Consider the following 25486-nt stretch of genomic DNA (forward strand, 5'->3'; position numbering starts at 1 on the left):
GCCTGCCCGCATGGCCGACATGGACTCACCTTCGAGGGCAGGTGGCATGCTAAGAAGCCGTCACGCAGGAGGAGTTCCGACGCTGACCACCGGACAGGAGTGGCTGGTTGACGCCAGTGGCTGCGCCCCCGAGCGCCTCGAGGACGCGGCCGCGCTCGCCGCGCTCAACGTCTACTGCCGCCGCACCCGCGCGCGCCCGGACTTCGAGTCCCTGCTGGCGCGGCACCTGGGCGCGGCGCAAAGCCACGTGCGAGAGCTGAAGCGGGGAGGGGTGGCGTGACGCAGCAGGGACAGTGCCCATCATGCGGTGTGCTGATTGAGTTCACCGCCGGCTCGGCGCAGGTGGTGGTGTGCGCGCACTGCCAGACGGTGGTGGCGCGCAGCGGGGCCACGTTCGAGGCCCACGGGAAGATTGGCCGCATCGTCCCCACCGACTCGCCGCTGCAGCTGGGCGCGGAGGGGCGCCACGGCAGGGTGGGCTACCGCATCATCGGCCACCTCCAGAAGGACCACGGCGCCGGCCCCTGGGACGAGTGGTACGTCGAGTTCGACGACGACCGCACCGGGTGGATCAGCGAGTCCGAGGGCGCCTTCCACCTGCTCTTCGACGCGGGCGTGGAAGAGGGCCTCGTCCTGGAGGACCTGCACCCCGGCGAGCGGCTGCGCCTGAGAGAGCGCTCGTGGGTCATCGAGGAGCGCGGCCACGGGAAGGTGGTGTCCGCGGAGGGGCAGCTTCCCAGTGACGTGGACCCCACGCAGGACGCCTGGTACGTGGACGCCACCGGCGGCAAGGGGACCTTCCTCACGCTGGACTTCGGCACGCGCGGGCAGGACCCGGAGGTCTTCACCGGCGAGGCGCTGAAGCTGGAGCAGCTGGGCATTGCCCCGAGCCAGCTCCGCCCGCGCGCGCGCAAGGTGGAGATGAAGCAGGCGCGCTGCACCAACTGCAACGGCCCGCTGGAGCTGCGCGCGCCGGACAAGTCGCTGCGCGTGGCGTGCCCCTACTGCGGCGCGCTGCTGGACGTCAGCCACGGCCAGCTGTCCTTCCTGCGCCTGCTGGAGAAGCCCACCGAGGCGCCCCTCATCCCCCTGGGGGCGAAGGGGACGCTGGAGGGCACGGAGTGGCTGTGCATCGGCTACCTGGTGCGCTCGTGCACCGTGGAGGGCGTGCGCTACCCGTGGGAGGAGTACCTCCTCTACCACCCGGCGCGCGGCTTCACGTGGCTGATGCACTCCAACGGCCACTGGGTGTTCCTCAAGCCGATGGCCGCCGGTGACGTGCAGCTGGCACCCCAGGTGGCCGCCTTCTACGACCGCCGCCGCTACAAGGCCTTCCAGAACGTCACCGCCGTCACGGAAGCCGTGCAGGGCGAGTTCTACTGGGAGGTGACGGCGGGAGAGCGGGCGCAGGCCACGGAGTACGTGGCGCCGCCGTACTCCGTGAATGTGGACGCCACCGAGGACGAGGTGACGTACACCCACGGCGAGTACCTGGCGCCCGGCGTGGTGAAGGAGGCCTTCAAGCTGAAGGAGTCCCCGCCGCCGCCCCACGGCATCGCCCCCAGCCAGCCCAACCCGCACAAGGCGGGGATGCGCTCCACCTTCCTGTGGACGCTCGCCTGGCTGGCGGGGCTGCTCGTCATGGCCGGCTTCTTCACCGTGCGCGCGGAGAACCGCGTGGTGCAGGAGATGGCGGTGGTGGTGCCCCCGGACGCGCAGCCCGGTACGCCGACGGCGATGGAGTTCAGCAAGCCCTTCGAGCTGTCCAAGCGCGGCAACATGGAGGTGGAAGTCTCCGCCGCCGGGCTCGACAACGACTGGCTGGGCGTCCAGGGCGACCTGGTGAACCAGGACACGGGCGAGGTGGTGGGGTTCTACGAGGAGCTGAGCTACTACAGCGGCAGTGACAGCGACGGCTCGTGGAGCGAGGGCTCGCGCTCGGGGAGCACCACGCTGTCCCCGCTGCCGCCGGGCAAGTACGTGCTGCGCACCACGGCGTCCTTCGACCCGGGGCCGGCCCGCTCGCGCGCCTTCAACGTGAAGCTCACCCACGACGCCCCCCAGGGCAGTTGGTTCTGCTTCGCGCTCGTCCTGCTGCTGGTGGGGCCCGCGTGGGCGCTGTTCCGCTCGCACGGCTTCGAGACGCAGCGCTGGTCGGAGAGCAACTTCGCGGATTGAGGTCCATGACTCACGGAGGCACGGAATGAAGTACTTCGGTGGGCTGGTGCTGCTGGGCTATGCGGCGCTGACGATGTCGGGGTGGTCGCCCTTCAGCAGCGAGCAGAAGGACCAGGTGCCGGGCAACGTGCGGCGCGGGCCGGGCGGCATCCTGCTGTGGACCGGTGGCTACATGGGAGGCAAGTGATGTTGCTGCTCGGTGTGGTGGTGAGCCTGGATGGAGTGCTGGCGAGCGTCGTGTACTCGCTCATCGGCCTGGCGGTGTTCGTGGCGGGCTTCTATGTCATCCGCCTCATCCTGCCCTTCGACGTGCACAAGGAGCTGGAGGTCGACCAGAACACGGCGGTCGGCATCGTCATCGGCTCCTTCATCATCGGCCTGGCCATCATCGTGGCGGCCGCCATCGGGGGTTGAGGGCGCTTTGCGCCCGCTGCCTCGCCCGAAGTGAAGTGACGACTTGAACAAGACGCTGCTGTACATCACCGTCCTCGTCATCGCGACGTGCGGGCTCATCTACGAGCTCGTCGTCGGGGCGCTCGCGAGCTACCTGCTCGGCGACTCCATCACCCAGTTCTCCACCGTCATCGGCGGCTACCTGTTCGCCATGGGCATCGGCAGCTACCTGTCGCGCTACATCGAGCGCGGGGTGGCGCAGCGCTTCGTGGAGGTGGAGCTGGCGGTGGCGCTGCTGGGCGGCCTGTGCGCGCCGCTGCTGTTCCTCACCTTCACGCTGACGAGCCTGTTCCAGGTGGCGCTGTACGGCAGCGTGATTGCCATTGGCACGCTGGTGGGGCTGGAGATTCCCCTGCTGCTGCGCATCCTGAAGGACCAGCTCAAGTTCAAGGACCTGGTCAGCCAGGTGCTGTCGCTGGACTACCTGGGCGCGCTGGCGGCGAGCGTCGCCTTCCCGCTCCTGCTGGTGCCGAAGCTGGGGCTGGTGCGCACCTCGCTCATATTCGGCGTGCTCAACGCGGCCGTGGGGCTGTGGAGCACGTGGCTGCTGGAGCCGCTCCTGGGCAACCCGCTGCGGCTGCGCATCAAGGCGGTGGTGCTCACGGTGTTCCTGCTGGTGGGCTTCGTGCTGGGAGACCGGCTCACGACGTTCTACGAGGACCAGCTCTACGCGGACGACGTGGTGCACGCGTCCAGCTCGCCGTACCAGCGCATCATCCTCACGCGCGGCAAGCGGGGCTTCTCACTGTTCCTCAACGGCAACCTGCAGTTCGCCAGCATCGACGAGTACCGCTACCACGAGTCGCTCGTGCACCCGGCCATGGTGCGGGCGGGGAAGGTGGAGCGGGTGCTCATCCTCGGCGGCGGGGACGGGCTGGCCGCGCGCGAGGTGCTGCGCCACCCGCAGGTGCGCTCCGTTACGCTGGTGGACCTGGACCCGGCGATTACCGTGCTGGCGACGAGCTACGGGGAGCTGGCGAAGCTCAACGGGCACTCGCTGTCGGACCCGAAGCTGCGGGTGCTGAACACGGACGCCATGCGCTTCCTGGCGGAAGGGGACGAGCAGTACGACGTGGTGGTGGTGGACTTCCCGGACCCGAACAACTTCGCGCTGGGGAAGCTGTACACGACGGGCTTCTACAAGCTGCTCAAGAAGCGGCTGGCGCCGGACGGGGTGGCGGTGGTGCAGAGCACCAGCCCGCTGTTCGCCCGGCGCTCCTTCTGGTGCGTGGCGACGACGCTGAAGGCGGCGGGCTTCTGGACGCAGCCGTACCACGCGCTGGTGCCGTCCTTCGGGGAGTGGGGCTTCGTGCTGGTGGCGCACGAGCCGCCGGGCCGGCGCCGCCCGCTGCCCGAGGGGCTGCTCTTCCTGGACGAGCCCACGCTGGAGTCGCTCACGCAGTTCGCCCCGGACATGAGCCCGCTGCCGGCGGAGGTGAACCGGCTGAACAACCAGGTGCTGGTGCACTACTACGAGGAGGAGTGGCGGCGGTGGAACTGACGCGGGCTGCTGCGTCCCCCTCCGGCGAGGCGTGGCATTCATGGACCTGACGCGGCGCGAGCTGGTGGCCGCGTTCCTCGGCTCGGCGGTGGCGGCCAGCGCGTGCAAGCGCACCGGGCCCCGTGAAGTTGTCCCCGGCGCCATCATCGACCGCGCGGTGGAGGTGGGCCACAAGCTGCGGGGCGGGCCGCTGCCGCGCGCGGACGTGCTGGAGCCCGTGGACGTGCTGGTGGTGGGCGCGGGCGTGGCGGGCCTGTCCGCCGCGTGGCGCCTGGCGGGCGCGGGCGTGAAGGGCGTGCGCGTGCTGGAACTGGAGGCGGAGGCGGGCGGCACGTCGCGCTCCGGCCACAACGCCGTGTCCGCGTACCCGTGGGGCGCGCACTACCTGCCGGCGCCGCTGGAGGACCGGGGCCCCGTGGTGCGGCTGCTCCGGGAGATGGGCGCCGTCACCGGGGTGGACGCGGAGGGCTACCCCACCTTCGAGGAGACGCTGCTCATCCACGAGCCGGAGGAGCGCCTGTTCTACCGGGGCCACTGGTACGAGGGGCTCTACCTGCGCGCGGGCGCCAGCCCCGCGGACCTGGCGGAGCTGGAGCGCTTCGACGCGCGGATGAATGCCTTCGCCGCCGCCCGCGACGCGAAGGGGCGCAAGGCCTTCGCGGTGCCCTCCGGACTGTCCAGCGACGACGCGGAGTGGACGGCGCTGGACGCGCTCAGCATGGCCGCGTGGCTTTCGCGCGAGGGCTTCACGTCGGCGCGGCTGAAGTGGCTGGTGGACTACGCCTGCCGCGACGACTACGGCACCACGGCCGAGCACGTCTCCGCGTGGGCGGGCATCTGGTACTTCGCCGCGCGGCAGGACGGGAAGGGGGAGCGCAGCGAGGGCTTCCTGAGCTGGCCCGAGGGCAATGGCCGGCTGGTGAAGCAGCTCCAGGCCGCGCTCCCACCCGCCGCCGTGGAGCGCAACGTGCTGGTGCACACCGTGACGCCCAACGAGGGCGGCTGCCGCGTGGACGCACTGGAGGCCGGCACCGGCAAGCCCCGCTCCTTCCAGGCGCGGCAGGTGGTGCTGGCCTGCCCGCGCTTCGTGGCGGCGCACGTGGTGGCGCCCTGGCGGACGCAGCGTCCCGACTGGCTGGGCGCCTTCACCTACGGGCCCTGGGTGGTGGCCAACCTGACGCTGTCCTCGCCGCCGCGCTCGCGCGGCTTCCCGCTGGCCTGGGACAACGTCTTCTACGAGAGCCGCAGCCTGGGCTACGTGGTCGCCACGCACCAGCAGTTGCTCCAGGACGAGCGCGGGCCCACGGTGCTCACCTGGTACCTGCCCATGGCCGGCGCGGACGCGAAGGCGGAGCGCGAGAAGGCGCTGTCGGCGAATTACGCGGACTGGGAGGCGCTCGTCATGGCGGACCTGCTGCCGGCGCACCCGGGCATCGCCGAGCAGGCGCAGCGACTGGAGGTGCAGCGCTGGGGGCACGCCATGGTGCGGCCCTCGCCGGGCTTCATGTGGGGCGCGCAGAAGAAGGCGGCCCGCGAGAGCCTGGGCCGCAACCTGCACTTCGCGCACACGGACCTGGGCGGCATGGCCCTCTTCGAGGAGGCCAACTGGTTCGGCGTGAAGGCCGCGGAGCGCGTGCTGGCGGAGCTGGGCCGGCGCGAGGCGAGCTGGCTGTAGGCGGCCCGCAAGAAGAAGGGCCCGGCGCACGCGGCCCCGGGCCCTTCACTTCAGACGTACCGCCTCAGGCGTTGGCGATGGACTTGGGCGGCAGCTTCAGCACCTGGCCGACCTTGATGGTGTCCGGGTTCTTCAGCTGGTCCTTGTTGAGCTCGAAAATCTTCGGGTAGAGCTTCATGTCCCCGTAGATGTCCTTGGCGAGCTTGCTCAGCGTGTCGCCCGACTGGACGGTGTAGACGCCGTACGGCTCGTTGTTCGTCACGTCGAGCATGACCATGACCTCGTTCTGCCAGTTGGCGTGCTTCGCCTTGATCTGGTCCCAGATGCGGTCCCGGTCGAACGCGTAGTTCGCCTTCCCCTTGATGATGAGCTTGCCGTTCTCCTCGCGGGACTCGACCTGCGCGCCCACGCTCTTCGCGACGTCCAGCACGTCCTTGTAGCTGTCCTGCAGGCTCATGGCTCCTCCTCGCGTGCCCCGGGGGCACGCACACCGGTGTCTGAGGCCGGCCAACCTAGGAACAGCGCCCGGGCGCCTCAATCGCTCCGCACGTCACACCGGTGTGGGTGCTCGCCTCTCAACGCTTCGCCGCGCCGGGCTGACGAATAGTGGCCGCGAGCCCGTGGGCCTCACAGCGTGAAGGTGGGCAGCTCCAGTCCCAGCAGCAGGCCGCCGGCGAGCTCCAGCGTGGCCGGGGACACCATGGCGTGCTGGGTGGCGGTGTGGACGTCGCGGAAGCAGCGCTGCAGGGGGCTGGAGCGGAAGACGGCGCTGCCTCCCGCGGCCTCGTACATGCGGTCCACGGCGCGCGCGGAGGCCCGGGTGGCGTGCGTCATCGCCAGGCGCAGCTCGGCGCGGGTGCGCACGGAGACGGGGCCTCGCGTGGACTCGGCGTGGATGGTGTGGAGGGCCTCCAGCATGAAGGCGCGGGCGGAGCGCACGGTGGCCTCGGCGTCGGCGACCGCTTCCTGCGCGGCGGGACGCGCGGCCAGCAGGCGCCGCTCCAGCATCAGCGTCTTCTGCGTGGCCAGCACCTTCAGCTCGTCGATGGCGCGGCGGGCGATGCCGAGCGCCACGGCGGGGATGCCCATTCCCAGCAGGCCGAAGGGGTAGCCGTAGAGCGGGCGGGCCACGCGCGGGGGCTGGCCCACGAGGGAGAAGCTGTACTCGTCCGGCACGAAGACGTCCTTCGCCTCCATGTCGCCGCTGCCGGTGCCGCACAGCCCCGAGGCGAACCACGTGTCGTGCAGCACCGCGCGCTCCGCGGGGAAGAAGAACGTGCGCGTCTCCGGGACGCCCTCGCGCACCATGCGCGGCTTGCCGCCCTCCGTCACGACGCCGCCGCCCACCAGCCAGTGGCAGTGCTGCGAGCCGCTCGCCCAGGGCCAGCGGCCACTGAGGCGGTAGCCGCCCTCGACGCGCTCGGCGCGGCCGATGGGGGCCGCCACGCCGCCGGTGATGACGTCCGGACGGGAGAAGACGGCGCGGGCCGCCGGCTCGAAGAGGTACGCGGAGGTCAGCGCGGTGGCCGCGCCAATCATCACGCACCACCCTGTGGAGCCGTCCGCCTTCGCGAGCGCCTCCATGACCTGGAAGGACACGGCCGGGTGCAGCTCCAGGCCGCCGAGGGACTCCGGAATCATCATCCGGAAGAAGCCGTCCCGGGCCAGCTCGGCCGCCAGGTCCGGAGGCAGCCGGCGGGCGCTCTCGATTTCATCCGAGCGCGCGGACAGGCGGGGGAACAGCGCCTCGGCGGCGGACAGCATCGGGTGCGGGGAGGCTTCGGCGTGGAGAGGGGCGGGCTGCGGGAGCGGGCTCGTCATGGCCGGAGCCTATGAAGGATGCCGAGCCCATGGCCAGCAGCGCCCGGAGCGGGAGGGGCGGTTTTTGAGCGCTCCCGCCCCGTCCCTGCCCACCCAGGGAGGGGGGCGCCCGCGAGGCTACCGGGCGTCGGCGGGCGCGACATCGCCCGCGCGCTCGGCAATCGGGCGGGCATGACGGACGAGCGAGAGCAGCACCTTGCCCGGCTCCTCGGTCATCAGCTCATGCGCCGACTGCTCGAACCAGACGAGCTGCTTCGACGGCGCCTTGACGCCCGCGAACCACTCGGCGGCGACCGTGGCCGAGACATTGTAGTCGTGGCGCCCGAGGAACAGGAGCAGCGGCGTCTTCAACCGCTTCACCTGCGACAGGTCCGCCGTCAGCACCGGGGACAGGAGCTTCTCGACCGAGACTGCCTCCGCCTTCCAGACCTGGCGCACGTCCTCGTCGGTGTATTCGGGCGACAGGTTCACCGCCGCGGCCTCGAAGCTCGCGTTCGGACGCCGATAGGCGGCCCCCCCGAAGAAGCTGAGCCAGCGGCGCTGGAGCAGGATGCTCTTCAACGGCACCGGCGTCTTGCCGACGGCGTAGGGCGCGATGGATTCGAGGTCTCGGATGGCCTCTTCGTTCTTCGCCGCGCGCGCCTGCTCCATCGTCCAGGCCCAGCCGCGCCGCTCGCTCTCCCGCGCGTCGATGCCCTGTCCGACGCCGATATAGGCGTGGAGCCACTCGGGGTGCTTCTGCGCGAGGGTGAGCCCCAGGATGCTGCCCCAGCTATGGCCGAGGACGAAGAGCTTCTCCTTGCCGAAAGTCTTTCGCGCCCAGCTGACGACCTCCTCGGCATCGGCGTGCATCCGCTCGACGGTGAGCGTCGGGGTGACGGTGGCCGCGTCGTTCGCGACATAAGTCTTGCCCGCGCCGCGCTGGTCCCACTGGATGACGGTGAAGAACTCGTCCCAGCCGTGCGCGAAATACCAACTCGTCGGCATCGCCACCCAGCCGGGACCCCCATGGAGCACGAGCAGCACCGGGTTGCGCAGGTCGCGGCTGCGGACCGAGACCCATTGGTCGATGCCTCCGATGCGGACCTTCTCGGTGCGCTCCAGCCCCTCGGGCGCCACGATTCTGCGGAGCTCCGCGATGATTTTGATGGCCTCGGCCCGGTCATGAGGGCCCGGCGCCTCCTGCGCCTGTGCCTGGATGCTCCCCAGCAGCAGCGCCGCCAGCAACAGCCACGAGTCCTTGCGCATCATCTCTCCCGATTCTGATGTCGATGCCTGCGGGTACTACGAGTCACATGAACGCGTCATGGCGCCACCCGTCCGCTCAGGTCGGTGGCGGGCGCGTGGCGACGTGGGTGACGTAGCGCGTCCGGCCGTACGGCGCGGAGGCCGTTTCGGCGGAAGGCTCCGGGTCGACCGCGATGATGACGATGTCCCGACGCTGACCCAGCGCGACCAGCTCGCTCGGCCTGGGCACCACCGCGCGCGCGGTGCTTGCCGCGCCCTCGGGGAAGAACAAGGCCCGTCCTTCCTCCAGGTAGAGGAGCGGCACGCGGCTGCCCCCGGACTCCACCCCGTCGGGGACGTAGACGTGCACCGTCCGTCGGGGCTCCGTGCGTGTGAAGCGCCGTACCTGTGCGATGACCTCCGTCGCCACGGAGTCGAAGTCCAGGGGACGCGAGAGGGGCTCGGGCCAGGGAGTGCACGCCGACGCCATGACGAGCAACAGGGACATCCAACGGGACATGACGGTCCTCCTCGCCTCGACGCATGCGCCGGGCAATGCATGAGTCTGGGATTGCCGTGCACCGCTCAGGGCGCGCGGCTGACGTCACAGCGCCCCGAGGCGCCGCGTGACAAGTCTTCCGCGACGGAGCGGAGCACGGTGCTGGTGAGGCTGGAGCCCTCTGCCTCGCCGTCCTTCTTCTCCTGCGTGAGCCATGACGCCACCCGGCCGAGGCTGGCGGCCGTCACCACGTGCAGCCGCACCTCCACCTGCACCAGGAAGAGGTCCTCCGCCCCGGGCCGGTCCTCCAGCGTCCAGGCCACGCGCTCCAGCTCCAGCACCCCCGGCCCCTCCGGCAGCGAGCGCCCATCCAGCACGTAGCCGCCGCGCGTGAAGGCGAGCACCTGCGTGAGCCGCGTGCTGTCCACCCGCGCGTTGAACCACAGCGAGCGGCGCTTCAGGAGCGTCACCTCCACCTCCACCCGGCCCGCCATCCCCAGCCGCACCAGCCGGTCCAGCTCGGGGGAGATGAAGGCGAACGCCTCCGGCCGCACCACGACGCGCCGCCCGGAGAGGGTGGCCGTGCAGGACGCACGCGGCTCCTCCGCGTGGGCCATGGGCGCGAGCAGTCCCGCCGCGGCCACCCACGCCGCGCCGAGCCTCCTGCCCGCCCGTATCCACGTCCGTGCCATACGCCTCAGAAGGTCCGCACGAAGAGCAGCCGTGCCTCGGGAGTGGCCGTGGCCTTGTCGTCGGTGCGCCACGCGACGTCGAACCGCACGTCGTCGCCGAAGTGGAAGCTGCCACCCAGGCCCAGCTTCGCCTCCGTCCACGCGTCGTCCGCGCGCACCGAGCCCACGTCCGCGAAGACGCCGAACGCGTGCCACCGGTACTCGGCGGTGGTGAGCAGCGACACGTCCCCCCGGAACTCCTTGAAGCCGTGGCCGCGCAGCGCCGTCCAACCGCCCAGCGCCTCGCGCTTCTGCTCGGGCAAGTCGTTGCCGCCGGCGGTGCGCACGCGCAGATGCACCCCCGTCTTCCAGCCGGTGGGCACGTCCAGCGACACGTCACTCACCAGCTTCCAGAAGCGCGCATCCGCGCCGGAAGCGCCAGGGCCGTCGCCCACCTCCAGCGTGAGGAGCCCGCGCAGGGACGCGCTGTGCTCCCAGTCACCATCCCGCTCGAAGAGGGACGTTTCCGGCGTGCGGAAGAGCGAGCCCACGCGCGTGTTCGTCTCCGCGTTGCTGGTGTACTCCAGCCGCATCACCACGGACTTGAAGCGGCCCTCGCTCACGGGCGCGTTGGGGAAGGGCGACGAGTCGCGCCGGAAGAGGGTGAGCGGCGGGGTGAAGCTCTGCATCGACTCGTAGCGGTCGGCCCGGTACTCGACGCCCGCGAGCCATTCCTCGGACCAGCGCCAGGTGGCGAAGGCCGAGAAGCCCTTGCGGCGGAAGTACTCGCGGTCCGGCCGGTTGATGAGGAACGAGTAGATGTACGAGTCGATGTCGCCCAGCCGCCAGCGGTCCATCGTGTCCGTGAAGTCATGCCCCTGGACGCCGAGCTCCGCGAGGCCGATGGCGGGCACCTGCGCCTTCACGCCGCCCAGCAGGTTCAGCCGGCGCTGGCGCTTCGTGCCCTCGGGGTCGTCCGGCAGGCGCTGGCCGCCCAGCCGCAGCGGGATGAAGAGGGCCGCGTCCGCGGTGAGGTGCGCCCGGTCCTTCGGGTCCCAGATGCGCAGGTGGCCCGCCAGGCCCGGCGCGAAGCCCGTCACCTGGGTGTGGACGGGGAGCAGGTCCACGTCCATGTCCGGCCGGCGCGGGCGCACGTGGACGACGAGGCGCTTGCCGTCGAGGGAGATGCCCTCGCCGTCGCGGCCGGTCTCCCACCAGTCGACGAGCTGGCTCCAGCTCAGCTCGAACTCCACCTTCTCATTCCGGCGACGCTGGCGCCGCTCGTCCTCCTGCGTGCGGTAGTGGCGCGTGCCGTCGGCGGCGCGCTCTTCAATGATGCTCGCCCGGCGGTCCAGCCCGTCGTCGTCGTCATCCACGTCGGCGGGCTCCAGGAAGGGCAGCCGCGACTCCACGCGCTGCATGGCGCGGCGCGCGTCACTGCGGAGGAAGACGTCGCCGGGCTTCAGGTCCAGCGCCTCGCGCACCCGCGTGGCCATCTCCGGGCCCACGCCCTCCACGTCCACGGACTCCAGCCGGCCCTCGTCCACCGTCACCGCCAGCCGTCCATCCGGGTGCAGCGTGGCGGTGAGGCTCGCGAGGAGGTAGCCGTCGTCGCGCAAGTCCCTCAGCGTGCGCTCCAGGGCCTGGGCCACGCCGCCCAGGAGGATGCCCCGGCGGTACTCGCCGCGCTCTTCGCGGGCCAGCCACTCGCGCGGCGGGCGCGGCGGCGGGCACGGGCGGACGACGGACAGCGTCCCGCGCCGGGAGTCCACGCGCAGCGTGGCGATGATGTCCTCGTCCTCGTCCCGGTCCTCGGAGGGGAAGCGGTGGGGAAGGCGGAACAACTCCTCCAGCACCTCGCGGGCCTGCAGGTCCTGCAAGCCGTCCAGCTCCACGGACGTCACCGTGGGGTTCTCCTCCAGGTGGACCTCCAGCACGGCGGGGCCCTGCTCGGAGGCGCGCAGGCGCGGCTCGACGCGGGCGAAGAGGCCCGTGCGCGCGAGGCGGCGGAGGAAGGTCTGCGCCTGCTTGGGGGTGAGGGATTCCGGCGTGGCCGTGAGGGGGGCTCCGATGAGCGCGCGCACCTGCGCGTCCGTGAGGCGCTGGAGGCCGTGCAGCTCCATGCTCCCGGGGGTGAGCGGGCGCCCGTCCACGCTGAACTGGAGCGGGGCGAGGATGGCGGCGTCGTCCGCGTCCTCTTCCTCCTCCTCGTCGCCGTAGTCGTCGGGGCACTCGTCCCGCGCGTCCTCGGAGGCCTCCGCGCGGGCCTCGTTGTGCTCCTCGGCGCCGGGCCGGGCATCCTCGTCGTCGCCCTCGTCACGGGCCTCGTTGCGCTCCTCGGGGGGCCGCGCGTCGTCGCGGTCCTGGCTCCGGACACGCGCGGGAGCGGCGGGCCGGACCTCGACGGGCATGGACTCCGTGCCGGCGTCCACGGCGGGAGCGGGGAGGGAGGAGGAGGTCGTCCCGGCATCTTCGGGGCCGGGCATGGATGGGGCCGGGGCCGGCTGCGCACCGGCGGCGAGGGAGAGGCAGCAGAGCAAGAGCGCGAAGCGGTTCATGTCCGGAGGGGAGAGCACATGCCGTTCCAACCGCCGGCATGAGGCAAGTGCCTGGAAGGACGAGGGGCGGGCGAGCCCGTCGATGTCACGGGCACATCCTGATGTCGAGCAGCGATGTGATACTGACATCCGCTGCGGCGATTGCACGGGCCTGGGGGGAGGGAAGGACGCCGTCGGAGCTCCGGGAGGTGAACGTGGGGCGAGTGCTCGGATGCGTGGCGATTGCGGTGCTGTGGTGCACGGTGGGAGTGGCGGCGTCAGGCCCTCCCGTGCGCCTGGCGGAGGCGCGAGCGGCACTCGCGGAGGGCCTGACGCTCAAGGCCGCACGCAGGTACGCCGACGCCGTACCGAAGGTGGAGCGCGCGCTCGCATTGCGCGAAGCCGCGCTGGGAGGCGCCCACCCCGACGTCGCGAGCTGCCTGCACGTCCTCGGTGAGGTGCTCTGGTTGCAGGGGAAGTACGCCCGGGCGGAGAGCTTGATGCAACGCGCGCTGGCCCTCCGCGAGGCGGCGCTGGGCCCCCACCATCCCGACGTCGCGGCCTCTCTGGACCTGCTTGGCAACCTCCGCGCGGACCTGGGGACCTATGGCCAGGCGGCGCCCCTGCTGGAGCGTGCGCTGGCCCTCCGCGAGGCGGCGCCTGGCAGGGACTCGCTCGACGTGGCGACCTCGCTCCGCCACCTCGGGCGCGTGTACCAGTTCCAGGGACTGTACGCCCGGGCGGAGCCGCTGCTGGAGCGCGCGCTGGCCTTGCGCGAGGCGGCGCTCGGCCCCGGGCACCCCGACGTCGCCACGTCGCTGGAGGACCTCGCGGCCGTGTACCAGCTCCGGGGGCAGTACGCCCGGGCCGAGCCGCTCTACACTCGCGCCCTCGCGCTCCACGAGGTGGCGGCCGGCGGCAACCGGCTCCTCGTCGCGTACTCGCTGAGCAACCTCGCCTTCCTCCACCAGGAGCAGGGCGCCTATGCACGGGCCGAGGACCTCTACCAGCGCGCACGCACGGCCTATGAGGCGGCCCTGGGGCCGGAGCATCCCAAGGTCTCCGATGCGCTCCTGCACCTCGCCCAGCTCTATGACATCCAGGGGATGTACGGCCAGAGCGTGCCGCTCTACGAGCACGCGCTGCGCATCCTGGAGGCGACCTTCGACGGCAACGCCGCCGGTGTCACCAGCATGCTCATCAATCTGGAGGGACGGCTCGAGCCGCTCCACGAGAGAGCGCTCGTCATCAACGAGGCGGCCGCCCTGGGACGGCTCCACCCTCGTATTTCGACATCGCTCGACAACCTGGCCTACCTCTACAACCCGGAGGAGGTCCGGCAGTGGCTGCGGTTCGGGGCGCGCGCGATTGCCTTCTACGAGGGGGCCCTTGGCAAATCCCATCCCGACGTCGGTGACCTGCTCATTCGCTTCGCCGCCATCTATCAGGACATGGGGCTCCCCGCGCAGGCGGAGCCTTACCTCCAGCGCGCGCTGACCATCTACGAGGGCACCGTCGGTGCGAGCCATCCCCGGGTCGCCTCATGCCTGCACAGGCTTGCCCTCATGCACCAGGCGGCGGGGCACCATGCCCGGGCGGAGCCACTGTTCCTGCGCTCCCTGTCCATCTGGGAGGCGACGCTCGGCGAGCGCCACCCGGATGTCGCCCTCACCCTGAACGAGCTGGCCGCCACCCATCGGCGGCAGGGCGAGTACGCAAAGGCGGAGCCGCTCCTGAAGCGGGCGCTCGCCATCCAGGAGTCGGCGCTCGGGGGGACACATCCCGACGTGGCGCTCACGCTCGGCAAGCTCGCGAGCCTCTACCAGGACCAGGGGGCGTATGCGCGGGCGAAGCCGCTGTTGCTGCGCGCGCTGGGCATCCAGGAGGCGGCGCTCGGAAAGGGGCATCCCGACGTCGCCCTCACGCTCGACCGTCTGGCCGTGCTGTCCCTCGCGCAGCACCGGCTGGCGGAGGCGCTGCCCCTGCTGGCCCGCGCGTTCGGCATCTCCGAGCAGCACCTTCGCAATGAGTCGCTCGGCTTCTCCGAGGCGTACCTGGCGAGCTTCCTCCAGCACATTCGCGGCGACGAGGAGCGCCTCTACGCGCTGCTGCGCGCGCATCCTGAGGACGCCCGGGTGCGGCGCCTCGCCCTGTCCGCGGTGCTGCTGCGCAAGGGCCGCTCCGTAGGGGAGATTGCCGGCACCTCCCATGCCGTCTACCGCAGCCTGGGGGATGCGGACCGGGAGCGCTTCCTCCTGCTGCGCGGCCTGCGCTCGCAGCTCGCGCGGCTGTCGCTCGACGGCCCCGGCCCGGTGCCCCCCGCGGAGCACCAGCAGCGGTTGCAGACGCTTGGCGAGCAGGCCGATGCGCTCGAGGCCAGCCTCGCCATGCGCTCCGCGCCGCTGCGCGCGCTCACCGCGCTGCCGTCCCCCGACACCATCGTCGAGCGCGTGGCCGCCTCGCTCCCGAAGGACGGCGCGCTGGTGGAGTTCATCGCGCATGGGGACCGTCCGCTCGTGCCGCCGCCCGGCGCGACGGGGGCGCCGAAGCCCACGGACCCGCTCCGCTACCTGGCGCTGGTGCTCTTCCCGGACGGGAGCAGCCGCGCGGTGGACCTGGGGCCCGCGGCGCCCATCGACTTCGCGGCCTCGCGCTTCAACCGCGCCATCACCAGCCGAGACGTGGGCTTCACGGGCCCTTCGCAGGCGCTCCACGCCCGCGTCTTCCAGCCCCTGTTGCCCCTGCCAGGTGGCACGCGCCGGCTCTACCTCGCGCCCGATGGCCAGCTCGGCCTCGTGCCCTTCGCCGCGCTGCATGACGGCACGGGCTTTCTCGTCGACACGTTCGACGTCACCTGGCTCACCTCGGGCAAGGATTTGCTGCCACGCACCTCGGGTCTTCCGGCGGCGCGCTCGGTGGTCGTGCTCGCGGACCCGGACTTCGGCGCCGAGCCGGCCGGGGCCACGTCCAGGCACGGCCCGGCGCGACGTGCCGCCCCACCGGAGAGGGCGCGGCCCTCCACCGCGCTGCGCGCGGAGCTCGCGCAGCAGCCCTGGGGCGCCCTCCCCGGGACGCGGCGGGAAGCGGAGTCCGTCCAGCGCTCCTTCCCCGACGCCCAGCTCTTCCTCGGCGCGGACGCCAGTCGCGAGCGGCTGTTCCAGCTCTCCGCTCCCGGCATCCTCCACATCGCCACCCACGGCTTCTTCCTGGACGACGACGCCCGCGCACCGGACGCTCGCGCGGTGGGCTCGTTCGGCGGGCTGGGCGCCCCGGGCCTCGGCCAGCTTCCCCCCGACCCGCTGGTGCGCTCGGGCCTGGTCCTTCCCGAGACGAGCGCGGCCGCGCCGCGGGCCGGCAGACCCCGGTCCACCTCGATGGTGACGGCCAAGGAGCTGGCCGGACTGGACCTGTGGGGCACCGAGCTCGTCGTGCTGTCCGCCTGCGACACGGGCCGGGGCGCCGCCCGTCCTGGCCAGGGCGTGCAGGGCCTGCGCCGCGCCTTCGTCATCGCGGGCGCGGAGACGGTGGTGATGAGCCTGTGGAAGATCAACGACGAGACGACGCGCCTGCTCATGGAGGACTACTACCGCCACCTCCTCGCGGGCCGGGGGCGCTCCGCCGCGCTCCGTGACGCCATGCTGGCCCTGCGCGAGTCGCGACCGCACCCCTACTACTGGGCGCCCTTCATCAGCCTCGGGCGCGATGCGCCGCTGCGCGCCGTCGCCTCCAACGCCCCGGCGCCACCCGCGGATGCGGGCCGGCCGTGAGGCCGCTCAGGCCTTCCGGCCGCCGGAGGACGCCTGGTGCTCCTCCCACCACTTGAGCCAGCCGCGCCGGGTGGCGTCCAGGTTGCCCACGACGCCGTCACCGAACGTGGTGACGCCGGTGATGCGCCGCAGGGCCGCGCCCCAGAAGACGCTCCCCTCGCGGTAGCGCTCGACAATCAGGGGCACGGCGGGCCGGCCCAGGGCGACGATGGCCTCGAACGAGGGGTGGTTGAGGAACACGTAGGGGTTGGACGCCTCGCGGTGCTCCGCGCAGTGCGCCTCCCACTCCTTCGCCAGGGCTTCGAAGCGGGCACTCACTCCGCTCATGAGTTGTTCACCGCGGGCTGACGGGGACGGACGTAGACGCGCACCGGCTCACCATACGAAGGACCGGTGAGGTCGTCAGCGCTGTTGTGGCGGATGAGCGGCTGGGTGCCAATCTTGCTCGTCAGGCGTCCCTGCTCGTCCATGAGCGCGCCGTGCGTCACTTCGACCGGGCCCGTGCCCGTCTTGGGCTTGAGCCCGTAGACGACGACCTTCTCCATGTTCGGGTCGTTGCTCAGGTCCACCGAGGACAGCGGCTGGTAGCCCTGCTGCGCGTACAGCTTGTCGAAGTCCTCGACGCGCGTGCCCGGCCACACCCACTGGTCCTGGATGCCCAGCGTCCAGGCGATGCAGTTGTAGCGCTGCGACGACGGGCCAATGCCGACGAAGTCCTCCGCCTGGAGGTTGGGGAAGCTCTTGCTGCGCAGCAGCTCCGCCTTCCACGACGGGTCCGCGTCGTCGCGCGCGGGGCCCACCTTGAACTTGAAGTTCTGTCCGAAGGACGAGTCGTAGCTCGTGTTGCCGGCGCCCTGACCCTTGAACCACAGGGTCATCTCCGTCGCCTCCATGGGCACCTGGAGCGAGGGCATGAACATGCTCCCCTGCGTGCCGCCCTCACCCGGCTGCATGATGAGCGGCACCTCGCGGGGGGGCTCGCCGTTGAAGGACACACAGGCGACGACGTCCGAGGGCGTCACGCCGCCCAGCATCGCGGCGAGCCTGTCCCGGTCATACGCAATCTCGACCTTGTCGCCCGCGCGCAGCTTGCCCTCGACCTGGGTCTTCCAGTCGTCGGAGAAGACGACGGCCGCGCCCTCCTTCGGAGCAATGGCCGCGTCGGAGCTGGGGTCCCACGAGCTGGACTGCTTGCCGTCCGCGCTGGTGGTGCGGATGGAGATGCGCAGCGTGCCGAAGGCGTCCTCCGGGACGTCAATCTTCGCGGGCAGCATGTTCAGCCGGCCGCTCGCGTCGCGCGAGCCGTCCGTGAGGGGGATGGCGACCTCCGTCCCGCCCGGGGCCACGCGCCACACCAGCTCGGCCTTCTCGGCCGACTTCGACACGCGCTCGGGGTCCACCGTCACCGTCAGCGGCTTGCCCGCCTCCGCGTGGAACGAGGGGCCCCGGCCGTTGCCCGTGGGCAGCGCGACCTGGCCCTGGCCCTCCACGACGGCGCCCGCGGTGCGGCCGCTCTTGCCGAAGTGGGCTTCGTAGCCGGTGGCGCCGTGGACCTGGGGCTGGAGCTCGGCCGCCTTCGACGGAGCGACGGAGGCCGGCGCGCCCGTGAGCAGCGCGGCGCCGCGCGGGGACGTCTGGCCTGGCCGGGTGGCGCCCGACTCGAACCCGTCGGTCAGGGGGCGGGAGGTGGGGGCCTTCTCGGCTCCAGCGGGACGTGCGGCGCGGTCCGGGGTGGGCGCGGCCGGCGTCGGCACGGTGGAGGTGAGTGAGGGGCGGCCAATGCGGTTCGACATGAAACTGCTCTCCCGGTGGGGGCTTCCGGCGTCCAGGAGGCATTATCGACGCAATGCGGCCAGGGTTGCGTGGCCGCACGGGGGGTGTCAATGGGAGTGCGACTCGGAGCGCGGTGGGCGCGGCGCTCCGCTCAGAGGGACTCCTTCCCGAAGGCGCGCATCCACACGGGCTCCTGGGGAAGCACGAGGCGCGTCCGGGGCGTCCATCTGCTGCGGCCGATCACCCAGATGAGGGGGTCTTCACAGTTTTTGCGACTGAGGAATTCTTCCAGGGTGGCGCGCTGGTCTGCCGGCAGGAGGATTCCCCGTCGGCCCCCTGAAAGCTGTCTCGCGTCCTTCTCCAGGGAGGGCCAATGCGCCGGCCAGTCAACTCTGTAGCCGCCTTTGCCCGGGTAGGGCGTCAACAGGACCTCGACGAAGGCGGGCTCCCACTCGCGGGTGTCGGCGGATTCGAAGTCATAGAGGTACCTGAAGAGGTCGACGAGCTCGGCCGGCGCCTTCTTTCCGTCGGACTTGGAGAACGAACCGAAGCCCTGCAGCGCCGTGGTGACGGTGCAGTCCTGGAGCCGCACGAGCAGGTGCCACGTGGGCGCTTCGTGTTCTTCATACAGCGCGTAGCGCGGCTTCCAGCTCGCATCCGCGCAGTGCTTGCGGACCCTGGCGAGGAACTCGTCGAAGGCAGGCTTCTCGAGCCGCGCGGTCCGGTAGTTGAAGAACCGCGGCTCTCGAGGGTCCCGGTAGATGAGGGTCCGGTCTTCGTAGAGGACGAGGGCTGTCTTGTCGTCCAGCTCGCCCGTGGGTGGGGACCGCATGAAGACCACGAGGGGTTCGGGCCCCTGGTACGGGTCGACGGCCTTCGCGGGTGCATCAGCGGCCTTGGGCTCCCCCGCGAGCGCTGCGCCGCCGATGGCGAGGAGCAACCCGAGTATGGGTGCGAAGCGGATGCGCACGCGTGCCTCCTGGGTGTCTAGAAGATGGGGCCCCGCCCCTGCGACTTCAGCTTGCCCGCATTGAGCTGCGTGATGAGCCGCTGGATGACATCCTGACGCTGGGCATCGTTCATGTCGACGAGGAGGAGCCGCAGCGCCTGCGCGTCCTCGGTCCTCCACTGCCCGGAGCGCGTGGCCTCCTCGACCAGCTGCCGCCCCTGTTGCTGGGCGGCGAGGGCTTGAGGAGGCGGCTCGGGCGGAGGCTCGGGGGCGCTGGGAGGCTCGCCTCGCGTCTGGGCCAGCTCCTCACGCAGCTGCGCCAGCTCCGCCCGCAGCGCGGCGGCGTCCCCTCCGGAGCCGGAGGGGGTGGCCACCGCGCATTGCACCTGTCGTGAGCTGGCCTGGGCGGACAGCAGCGCCGGAAGTGCTTCCAGGAGTGCCTGTTGCCCTTCGAGCGCGCTCAGCACCTCCTCACACCGGGAAGCGGGAGGAGGCGCGGCCCGCCCCAGGGCCAGCCCGAGCGCGACGCCGAGCGCCAAGGTCGCCACGAGGGCCAGCAGGGCCTGCTTCACGGAGGTCTGCAACACGGAAGGCTCCCGGCGCGGAAGGAACGCGCGCTACGGCTGGCGCGGCGCGTAGCTCGAGTCGTTGCCCACGGTCAGGGACGTGCAGGTGCCGCTCGCGTCCCAGGTAAAGTAGATGTACGAGGCATCCGTCTGGGACGACGCCGCCGTCACAATCGCGGGCGCGCTGGACGTGCAGTAAGCGGAGACGTTGCTCGCGTTATAGGCCTCGCAGATGACCGTGTTGGTGCCACTGCTGAAGCCCTGCACCATGCAGCCGATGGACTGGTTCACGTCCGTGCTACCCCGGGCGGAGCCCATCGAGCCGTAGGCGACGCGGGTCGTCGTGTTGACGCTGACGTAGAAGGTGCTCTTGTAGCCGGCCCACGCCGCCGTGCTCGCCACCAGCGCTCCCACCGCGCAGCCCATCAGCAGGTTCTTCGTCTTCATGTGCGTGACTCCTCGTCCCTCGCGGCCCACCTGGATGGCGGGTCCCCCTCTCGGAGCAGTCCGAGCGCTCGGATGGAATCAGCAGCCCGCACAGCGTGTCAAATCCAGACAGAGGTGTCCGAAGGAACTCAGGAGACAGGCAGACCCAGGGTCTTGATGCGACGATAGAGATTGCCGCGGTCGACCTGCAGCAGCCTCGCGGCCCCGGCGATGCTGCCGCCTTCCTGGAGCGCGGCGCGGATGAGCTCCTTCTCGAAGTCCTCCACGTGCTCGCGGTAGCTCTTGTCGCCCAGTGCGGGGCGAGCGGGCGCGGCGGGGGCGAGCGGGCCCTGGATGGCCTCGGGGCTGAGCGTGAGCGGACCGTCTCCGCGCAGCAGGTTGAGGCGCTCGATGAGGTTGCGCAATTCGCGCACGTTGCCGGGCCAGGCGTACGCGCGCAGGGCCACTTCCGCGCCGGGGGCCAGCACCAGCGGGACGTAGGGCCCGGCGAGCTCGGCGGCGAAGGCGCGGGCCAGCGGGAGCAAATCATCCGGGCGCTCGCGCAGCGGCGGAAGCTGCAGCGGCATCACGTTGAGGCGGAAGAAGAGGTCCTGCCGGAAGCGGCCCTCCTTCACCGCGCGGGCGAGGTCCTGGTGCGTGGCCGCGAGGATGCGCGCGTCCACCGGCACCGGCACCGAGCCGCCCAGCCGCTCCACCTCCTTCGTCTCCAGCACGCGCAGGAGCTTGGCCTGGAGCTCCAGCGGCATGTCACCCAGCTCGTCCAGGAACAGCGTGCCGCCGTGGGCCTGCTCAATCCGGCCCGCGCGCCGGGACACCGCGCCGGAGAAGGCGCCCTTCTCGTGGCCGAACAGCTCGCTCTCCAGCAGCGTGGAGGGAATGGCCGCGCAGTTGACGGCGACGAGGCGGCCCTTGCGCCCCGAGGCCAGGTGCAGCGCCCGCGCGACGCGCTCCTTGCCGGTGCCCGTCTCGCCGGTGATGAGCACCGCCGTGTCGCTCGGCCCCACGCGGGTGATGAGCCGGCGCAGCGCCTCCATGGCGGGGCTCTCTCCCACGAGGTGCCCGGGGCGGGCGAGCGCGTCCAGCAGCCGCTCGCGCTCCTCCTGGAGCTCGCCCAGCACCATGGCGTTGCGCAGCGCCGTGAGGAGCCGCTCGGGCGAGGGAGGCTTCTCCACGAAGTCGGTGGCGCCCAGCTTCAGCGCCTGCACCGCCTCCGCGGGAGAGGCCTCGCCGGACAGCACCACCACCGGCACGGGCAGCGGGCGGGGCAGGCGCGCGAGGAGCTCCAGTCCCGTCTCTCCGGGCATGCGGATGTCGAGCAGCATCGCCGCGGGCAGGCCCTCGGGTGCGTCGAGCAGCCGCGTGGCCTCCGCGGTGGAGCGGGCCTCCACCGGGGTGAAGCCCTCGTCGCTCAGCAGCCCGCGCAGGGCCTTGAGGACGCCGGGGTCGTCATCGACGACGAGGATGCGAGGGCCGGGCTTCATGCGGTGGCCGGGGCGGAGGGAGGAATGAGGGGCAGGTCCACGCGCGCCAGCGTACCGCCCCCCGACGCGGGTTCCAGGCGCAGCGTGCCGCCGTGCTCGTGGACGATTTTCTGGGAGATGGGCAGGCCCAGGCCGCTGCCCTCGGGCTTGGTGCTGAAGAGGCCGCGCGTGAGGGCCGGGCCTTCCAGCACGGCGGGCACGCCGCTGCCTCCGTCCGTCACGGTGACGCGTACGGTGCCGCCTTCGAGGGGCTCCAGCGCGACGCGCACGGGTGGGGCTCCGGCGGCGGAGGCCTCGGTGGCGTTCTTCACCAGGTTGCCGAAGAGGCGACGCAGTCCGTCCGGGTCCGCGCGCAGGGAGGCGTCGGGGCCCGCGGCCAGCTCCACGGGGACGGGCGAGGTGCCCGCGTAGAGCGTGCAGACCTCGGCCAGCAGCGGGCGCAGGGCCACGTCCTGGAAGCGCGGGGCGGGGAGCCTCGCGAAGGTGGAGAAGCTCTGGGTCATCCGCATCAGGAGGTCGACTTCTTCCTGGAGGAGGGCCACGGCCTCCGAGATTCGGGTGGAGTCGGTGGGCATGCTCGCGTCCGTGCGGGACAGACGCGCGAGCGAGAGCTTCATTGCGGTGAGCGGGTTCTTCAGCTCGTGGGCCAGGGCGCGGGCCACGTCCTGCCAGGCGGCAATCTGCTCGGCGGACTTGAGGCGCTCGCGCTGGGCGAGCAGCTCCTGGCCCATGCGGTTGAACTGGCCCAGGAGGAACTGGAGCTCATCGCGCGGGGCCTCCGGCGCGGCGAGGCGCACGGTGAGGTCTCCGCGCGCGTAGGCCCACATGCCCTCGGTGAGGGTGGCCACGGGACGCGTGAGGGCGCGGCCGAGCAGCACGGCGGACAGGGCGAGCACCGCACCCGAGACGAGCACCAGCGCGGCGATGAACGTGGGCACGCGGCGCACCAGGGCCCGCCGCGCCAATTCCGCCTGGGCGAGGTTGAGGCGGGCTTCGTTCAGTGCGTCCTGCGGCAGGCCCCGTCGCTCCAGGTCCGCGGAGACGCCGTCCAGCACGCCCTCCACGGGGGCGACGGAGACGGACAGCACCCGCTCCAGCGCGTCCTGCGCGAGCAGGCCGAGCAGCACCAGGGGCACGAGGCCCGCGAGCAGCATCACCACCAGCAGCTTGCGGCGGAAGCGGGGAGGGGGAGGGGGGAGCGCTCCCGTTGCGCTGTCGGTCGCCGTCCGGGGCGGCGGAGTGGGACTGTGTGGGGACAGCGGGGCGCTGCGCATGGTGCTGGGGTCATATCGCATCGGTGGGGCGGTCCTGCTGGCGACGACCCGTCGGGTCAGGTCAGGAATGCCGCGACGTGGGCGTACTAAAAGGCACCATGCCCTTTGACCCCCGTGAGGTAGAGCCGAAATGGCAGGCGCGCTGGCGCGACGCCCGCCTGCACCGGACGACGTTCGACCCGAAGAAGCCGAAGTTCTACGCACTCGACATGTTCCCGTACCCCTCCGGCGCGGGGCTGCATGTCGGACACTGCGAGGGCTACACGGCCACCGACGTGCTGACGCGGTGGAAGCGGATGCAGGGTTGGAACGTGCTTCACCCCATGGGCTGGGACGCCTTCGGCCTGCCGGCGGAGAACTACGCCATCAAGACGGGCATCCACCCGCGCGTCACCACCGAGCAGGCCGTCTCCAACTTCCGCAGGCAGATTGACTCCGTGGGCTTCGCCTACGACTGGGAGCGCGAGGTCAACACCACGGACCCGCGCTACTACCGGTGGACGCAGTGGATCTTCCTGCAGTTGTTCAAGCAGGGGCTCGCGTACGAGAGCGTGATGCCCATCAACTGGTGTCCCTCGTGCAAGACGGGCCTGGCCAACGAGGAGGCCGCCGGAGGCCGGTGTGAGCGCTGCGGCACCCAGGTGGAGCGCAAGGACCTGCGCCAGTGGATGCTGCGCATCACCGCGTACGCGGACCGGCTGCTGGAGGACCTGGCCGAGGTCGACTGGCCCGAGTCCACGCTGGCCATGCAGCGCAACTGGATTGGCCGCTCCGAGGGCGCCGAGGTGTCCTTCCGCGTGGCGGACGGGCCCGCGGCAGAAGCCGGGATTCGCGTGTTCACCACCCGCCCGGACACGCTGTACGGCGCGACGTACCTGGTGCTGGCGCCCGAGCACGGTCTGGTCGAGTCGCTGACGACGCCGGAGCAGCGCACCGCGGTGACGGACTACCAGTCGGCCGCGCGGCTCAAGAGTGATTTGGAGCGCACGGAGCTGGCGAAGGAGAAGACGGGCGCCTTCACGGGCAGCCATGCCGTCAATCCCATCAACGGTGAGCGCATCCCCATCTGGATTGCGGACTACGTCCTGGCCTCCTACGGCACCGGCGCCATCATGGCCGTGCCCGCGCACGACGCGAGAGATTACGAGTTCGCCGTGAAGTTCGGCCTGCCCATCCGCCAGGTGGTGCGCCCGGCGGACGGTGCAGTGGTGGAGCCGGACAAGGCCTTCACGGGCAGCGGTGTCGCGGTGAATTCGGGCGAGCTGGACGGCATGCCCACCGCCGACGTCAAGCAGCGGGTGGTGGCCACCTTGGAGACACGGGGCCAGGGGAAGCGCACGGTGAGCTACCGCCTGCGCGATTGGATTTTCTCGCGCCAGCGCTACTGGGGCGAGCCCATCCCCATCATCCACTGCGCGAAGTGCGGCGCCGTGCCGGTGCCCGAGGACCAGCTGCCCGTCACGCTGCCCGAAGTCGAGCGCTACGAGCCCTCCGGCACCGGCGAGTCCCCGCTGGCCACCATCCCCGAGTGGCTGGAGACGTCCTGCCCGAAGTGCGGAGGCCCGGGGCGGCGCGAGACGAACACCATGCCGCAGTGGGCCGGCTCGTGCTGGTACTACCTGCGCTACCTGGACCCGACGAACGACAAGGCGCCCTGGTCGAAGGAGGCCGAGCGCCAGTGGATGAACGTGGACCTGTACGTGGGCGGCGCCGAGCACGCGGTGCTCCACCTGCTGTACGCGCGGTTCTGGCACAAGGTGCTGTTCGATTTGGGCCATGTCTCCACGAAGGAGCCGTTCCGCAAGCTGCGCCACCAGGGCACGGTGCTGGCGTACACGTACGTGGACTCGGCGGAGCACTACCACGCGCTGGAGGAGGTGGAGCTGCGCGGCGAGACGGCGATTCTGCGCGCCACGGGCGAGACGCTGAAGGTCCAGGTCGAGAAGATGGCCAAGTCCAAGCTCAACGGCGTCAACCCCGACACCGTGGTGGCCGAGCACGGCGCGGACGTGCTGCGCCTGTATGAGCTGTTCATGGGTGAGTTCGAATTGCCCAAGCCCTGGGACCCGAGGGCCATCGAGGGCTGCGGCCGGTTCCTGCGCCGTGTGTGGCGCCTCGTCGAGGAGCACGCGCCGTCCCGCGTTCCCGAGGGCGACCCCCACCTGAAAACGCGCCACAAGACGGTTCAGCGCGTGACGGCGGACCTGGAGCGGCTCCAGTTCAACACGGCCATCGCCGCGCTGATGACGTACACGAACGAGCTGACCGCGAAGGGGAGCACGCGCGAGGACCTCGTCACGCTGGTCAAGCTGGTGGGCCCCTTCGCGCCGCACCTGGGGGACGAGGCGTGGGAGCGGCTCGGCGGGAAGGGCTTCCTGCTGGAGCAGGACTGGCCCGCGTTCGACGTGGCGCTGACGGTGGACGCGCAGGTGACGTACGCCGTCCAGGTGAACGGCAAGCTGCGCGGCAGCGTGGAGGTGGAGCGCGGCACGCCGGAGGCCGAGGTGCGTGAGCGGGCGCTGGCGCTGCCCAACGTCGTCCGGCAGCTCGAGGGCGGGAAGACGGTGAGCAAGGTCATCGTCGTGCCCGACAAGGTGGTCAACATCGTCGTGCGTTAGCGCGTGGGGGGCTCGGGGCGGGGCAGGAGAGCTGATAACCTGCACGCCT

The 25486-nt window shown here is 71.4% G+C and carries 21 protein-coding genes; 8 read left to right on the forward strand and 13 right to left on the reverse strand.

Annotated elements, in window-relative coordinates; all coding sequences use genetic code 11:
* Nucleotides 1-46: 46 nt before the first annotated feature.
* Genes ACX9TP_RS07755 through ACX9TP_RS07780 form a run of 6 tightly spaced genes read left to right on the forward strand, consistent with a single transcriptional unit; the run spans nucleotide 47 to nucleotide 5807 of the window.
* Nucleotides 47-280, forward strand: coding sequence for a hypothetical protein (locus tag ACX9TP_RS07755; protein WP_482979088.1), 234 nt, complete (start codon nucleotides 47-49; stop codon nucleotides 278-280).
* A complete protein-coding gene (locus tag ACX9TP_RS07760; RefSeq protein ID WP_482979089.1) occupies nucleotides 277-2178 on the forward strand; it encodes a DUF4178 domain-containing protein in 1902 nt (633 codons plus the stop codon). Before ACX9TP_RS07755 ends, ACX9TP_RS07760 begins: the two co-directional genes overlap by 4 nt.
* A gap of 25 nt (nucleotides 2179-2203) precedes the next feature.
* Complete coding sequence (locus tag ACX9TP_RS07765; RefSeq protein WP_482979090.1) at nucleotides 2204-2365, forward strand: hypothetical protein; 162 nt, start codon at nucleotides 2204-2206, stop codon at nucleotides 2363-2365.
* Entirely contained in the window at nucleotides 2365-2592 is a 228-nt protein-coding gene (locus ACX9TP_RS07770; protein WP_482979091.1) for a DUF350 domain-containing protein, read from the forward strand. Before ACX9TP_RS07765 ends, ACX9TP_RS07770 begins: the two co-directional genes overlap by 1 nt.
* A gap of 43 nt (nucleotides 2593-2635) precedes the next feature.
* Nucleotides 2636-4132 carry a polyamine aminopropyltransferase gene (locus ACX9TP_RS07775; protein ID WP_482979092.1) on the forward strand — a complete coding sequence of 499 codons (1497 nt, stop codon included), beginning with the start codon at nucleotides 2636-2638 and terminating at the stop codon, nucleotides 4130-4132.
* A 40-nt stretch (nucleotides 4133-4172) separates the two neighbouring features.
* Nucleotides 4173-5807 carry a flavin monoamine oxidase family protein gene (locus ACX9TP_RS07780; protein WP_482979093.1) on the forward strand — a complete coding sequence of 545 codons (1635 nt, stop codon included), beginning with the start codon at nucleotides 4173-4175 and terminating at the stop codon, nucleotides 5805-5807.
* A gap of 64 nt (nucleotides 5808-5871) precedes the next feature.
* Here the strand turns inward: ACX9TP_RS07780 and ACX9TP_RS07785 are convergent, their stop codons facing one another.
* The 6 genes from ACX9TP_RS07785 to ACX9TP_RS07810 form a co-directional block, all read right to left on the reverse strand.
* On the reverse strand, nucleotides 5872-6264 hold the full coding sequence (locus tag ACX9TP_RS07785) for a LysM peptidoglycan-binding domain-containing protein (RefSeq protein ID WP_482979094.1): 393 nt from the start codon (nucleotides 6262-6264) through the stop codon (nucleotides 5872-5874).
* A gap of 170 nt (nucleotides 6265-6434) precedes the next feature.
* Entirely contained in the window at nucleotides 6435-7628 is a 1194-nt protein-coding gene (locus ACX9TP_RS07790; RefSeq protein WP_482979095.1) for an acyl-CoA dehydrogenase family protein, read from the reverse strand.
* A gap of 117 nt (nucleotides 7629-7745) precedes the next feature.
* The gene (locus ACX9TP_RS07795; protein ID WP_482979096.1) at nucleotides 7746-8879 is read right to left on the reverse strand and encodes an alpha/beta fold hydrolase; all 1134 of its coding nucleotides are present in this window, start codon (nucleotides 8877-8879) and stop codon (nucleotides 7746-7748) included.
* A 73-nt stretch (nucleotides 8880-8952) separates the two neighbouring features.
* On the reverse strand, nucleotides 8953-9375 hold the full coding sequence (locus ACX9TP_RS07800; protein WP_482979097.1) for a hypothetical protein: 423 nt from the start codon (nucleotides 9373-9375) through the stop codon (nucleotides 8953-8955).
* Between the two features lie 65 nt (nucleotides 9376-9440).
* Complete coding sequence (locus tag ACX9TP_RS07805) at nucleotides 9441-10046, reverse strand: hypothetical protein (protein WP_482979098.1); 606 nt, start codon at nucleotides 10044-10046, stop codon at nucleotides 9441-9443.
* A gap of 5 nt (nucleotides 10047-10051) precedes the next feature.
* The gene (locus tag ACX9TP_RS07810; RefSeq protein WP_482979099.1) at nucleotides 10052-12601 is read right to left on the reverse strand and encodes a BamA/TamA family outer membrane protein; all 2550 of its coding nucleotides are present in this window, start codon (nucleotides 12599-12601) and stop codon (nucleotides 10052-10054) included.
* Between the two features lie 176 nt (nucleotides 12602-12777).
* Here ACX9TP_RS07810 and ACX9TP_RS07815 point away from each other — a divergent pair, with 176 nt between their 5' ends.
* Nucleotides 12778-16329 carry a CHAT domain-containing tetratricopeptide repeat protein gene (locus ACX9TP_RS07815; RefSeq protein ID WP_482979100.1) on the forward strand — a complete coding sequence of 1184 codons (3552 nt, stop codon included), beginning with the start codon at nucleotides 12778-12780 and terminating at the stop codon, nucleotides 16327-16329.
* Nucleotides 16330-16335: 6 nt separating this feature from the next.
* Here ACX9TP_RS07815 and ACX9TP_RS07820 read toward each other — a convergent pair whose 3' ends face one another.
* From ACX9TP_RS07820 to ACX9TP_RS07850, 7 genes are all read right to left on the reverse strand, one after another.
* A complete protein-coding gene (locus ACX9TP_RS07820) occupies nucleotides 16336-16656 on the reverse strand; it encodes a hypothetical protein (protein WP_482979101.1) in 321 nt (106 codons plus the stop codon).
* A complete protein-coding gene (locus ACX9TP_RS07825) occupies nucleotides 16653-18122 on the reverse strand; it encodes a DUF6209 family protein (RefSeq protein ID WP_482979102.1) in 1470 nt (489 codons plus the stop codon). The genes ACX9TP_RS07820 and ACX9TP_RS07825 overlap by 4 nt, the downstream gene beginning before the upstream one ends.
* A 131-nt stretch (nucleotides 18123-18253) precedes the next feature.
* Nucleotides 18254-19072, reverse strand: a complete 819-nt coding sequence (locus ACX9TP_RS07830; protein ID WP_482979103.1) for a hypothetical protein — start codon at nucleotides 19070-19072, stop codon at nucleotides 18254-18256.
* Between the two features lie 17 nt (nucleotides 19073-19089).
* Nucleotides 19090-19638, reverse strand: coding sequence for a hypothetical protein (locus ACX9TP_RS07835; protein ID WP_482979104.1), 549 nt, complete (start codon nucleotides 19636-19638; stop codon nucleotides 19090-19092).
* Between the two features lie 30 nt (nucleotides 19639-19668).
* The gene (locus ACX9TP_RS07840) at nucleotides 19669-20064 is read right to left on the reverse strand and encodes a hypothetical protein (protein ID WP_482979105.1); all 396 of its coding nucleotides are present in this window, start codon (nucleotides 20062-20064) and stop codon (nucleotides 19669-19671) included.
* Nucleotides 20065-20192: 128 nt separating this feature from the next.
* The gene (locus ACX9TP_RS07845; RefSeq protein WP_482979106.1) at nucleotides 20193-21545 is read right to left on the reverse strand and encodes a sigma-54-dependent transcriptional regulator; all 1353 of its coding nucleotides are present in this window, start codon (nucleotides 21543-21545) and stop codon (nucleotides 20193-20195) included.
* Complete coding sequence (locus tag ACX9TP_RS07850) at nucleotides 21542-22699, reverse strand: sensor histidine kinase (protein ID WP_482982129.1); 1158 nt, start codon at nucleotides 22697-22699, stop codon at nucleotides 21542-21544. Before ACX9TP_RS07850 ends, ACX9TP_RS07845 begins: the two co-directional genes overlap by 4 nt.
* Before the next feature lie 218 nt (nucleotides 22700-22917).
* On the opposite strand from ACX9TP_RS07850, the gene leuS reads away from it, so the two are divergent.
* Nucleotides 22918-25437: a leucine--tRNA ligase gene (leuS, locus tag ACX9TP_RS07855; protein ID WP_482979107.1), complete on the forward strand. Its 2520-nt coding sequence runs from the start codon at nucleotides 22918-22920 to the stop codon at nucleotides 25435-25437.
* The last annotated feature ends 49 nt before the right edge of the window (nucleotides 25438-25486 follow it).

This window comes from Pyxidicoccus sp. M15 (assembly GCF_056858435.1).

Coding starts and splice junctions, on each gene's coding strand:
- ACX9TP_RS07755 (WP_482979088.1), top strand. CDS start 47: ATGCTAAGAAGCCGTCACGCAGGAGGAGTTCCGACGCTGACCACCGGA.
- ACX9TP_RS07765 (WP_482979090.1), top strand. CDS start 2,204: ATGAAGTACTTCGGTGGGCTGGTGCTGCTGGGCTATGCGGCGCTGACG.
- ACX9TP_RS07770 (WP_482979091.1), top strand. CDS start 2,365: ATGTTGCTGCTCGGTGTGGTGGTGAGCCTGGATGGAGTGCTGGCGAGC.
- ACX9TP_RS07780 (WP_482979093.1), top strand. CDS start 4,173: ATGGACCTGACGCGGCGCGAGCTGGTGGCCGCGTTCCTCGGCTCGGCG.
- ACX9TP_RS07785 (WP_482979094.1), bottom strand. CDS start 6,264: ATGAGCCTGCAGGACAGCTACAAGGACGTGCTGGACGTCGCGAAGAGC.
- ACX9TP_RS07790 (WP_482979095.1), bottom strand. CDS start 7,628: ATGACGAGCCCGCTCCCGCAGCCCGCCCCTCTCCACGCCGAAGCCTCC.
- ACX9TP_RS07795 (WP_482979096.1), bottom strand. CDS start 8,879: ATGATGCGCAAGGACTCGTGGCTGTTGCTGGCGGCGCTGCTGCTGGGG.
- ACX9TP_RS07800 (WP_482979097.1), bottom strand. CDS start 9,375: ATGTCCCGTTGGATGTCCCTGTTGCTCGTCATGGCGTCGGCGTGCACT.
- ACX9TP_RS07805 (WP_482979098.1), bottom strand. CDS start 10,046: ATGGCACGGACGTGGATACGGGCGGGCAGGAGGCTCGGCGCGGCGTGG.
- ACX9TP_RS07820 (WP_482979101.1), bottom strand. CDS start 16,656: ATGAGCGGAGTGAGTGCCCGCTTCGAAGCCCTGGCGAAGGAGTGGGAG.
- ACX9TP_RS07825 (WP_482979102.1), bottom strand. CDS start 18,122: ATGTCGAACCGCATTGGCCGCCCCTCACTCACCTCCACCGTGCCGACG.
- ACX9TP_RS07840 (WP_482979105.1), bottom strand. CDS start 20,064: ATGAAGACGAAGAACCTGCTGATGGGCTGCGCGGTGGGAGCGCTGGTG.
- ACX9TP_RS07845 (WP_482979106.1), bottom strand. CDS start 21,545: ATGAAGCCCGGCCCTCGCATCCTCGTCGTCGATGACGACCCCGGCGTC.
- ACX9TP_RS07850 (WP_482982129.1), bottom strand. CDS start 22,699: ATGCTGCTCGCGGGCCTCGTGCCCCTGGTGCTGCTCGGCCTGCTCGCG.
- leuS (WP_482979107.1), top strand. CDS start 22,918: ATGCCCTTTGACCCCCGTGAGGTAGAGCCGAAATGGCAGGCGCGCTGG.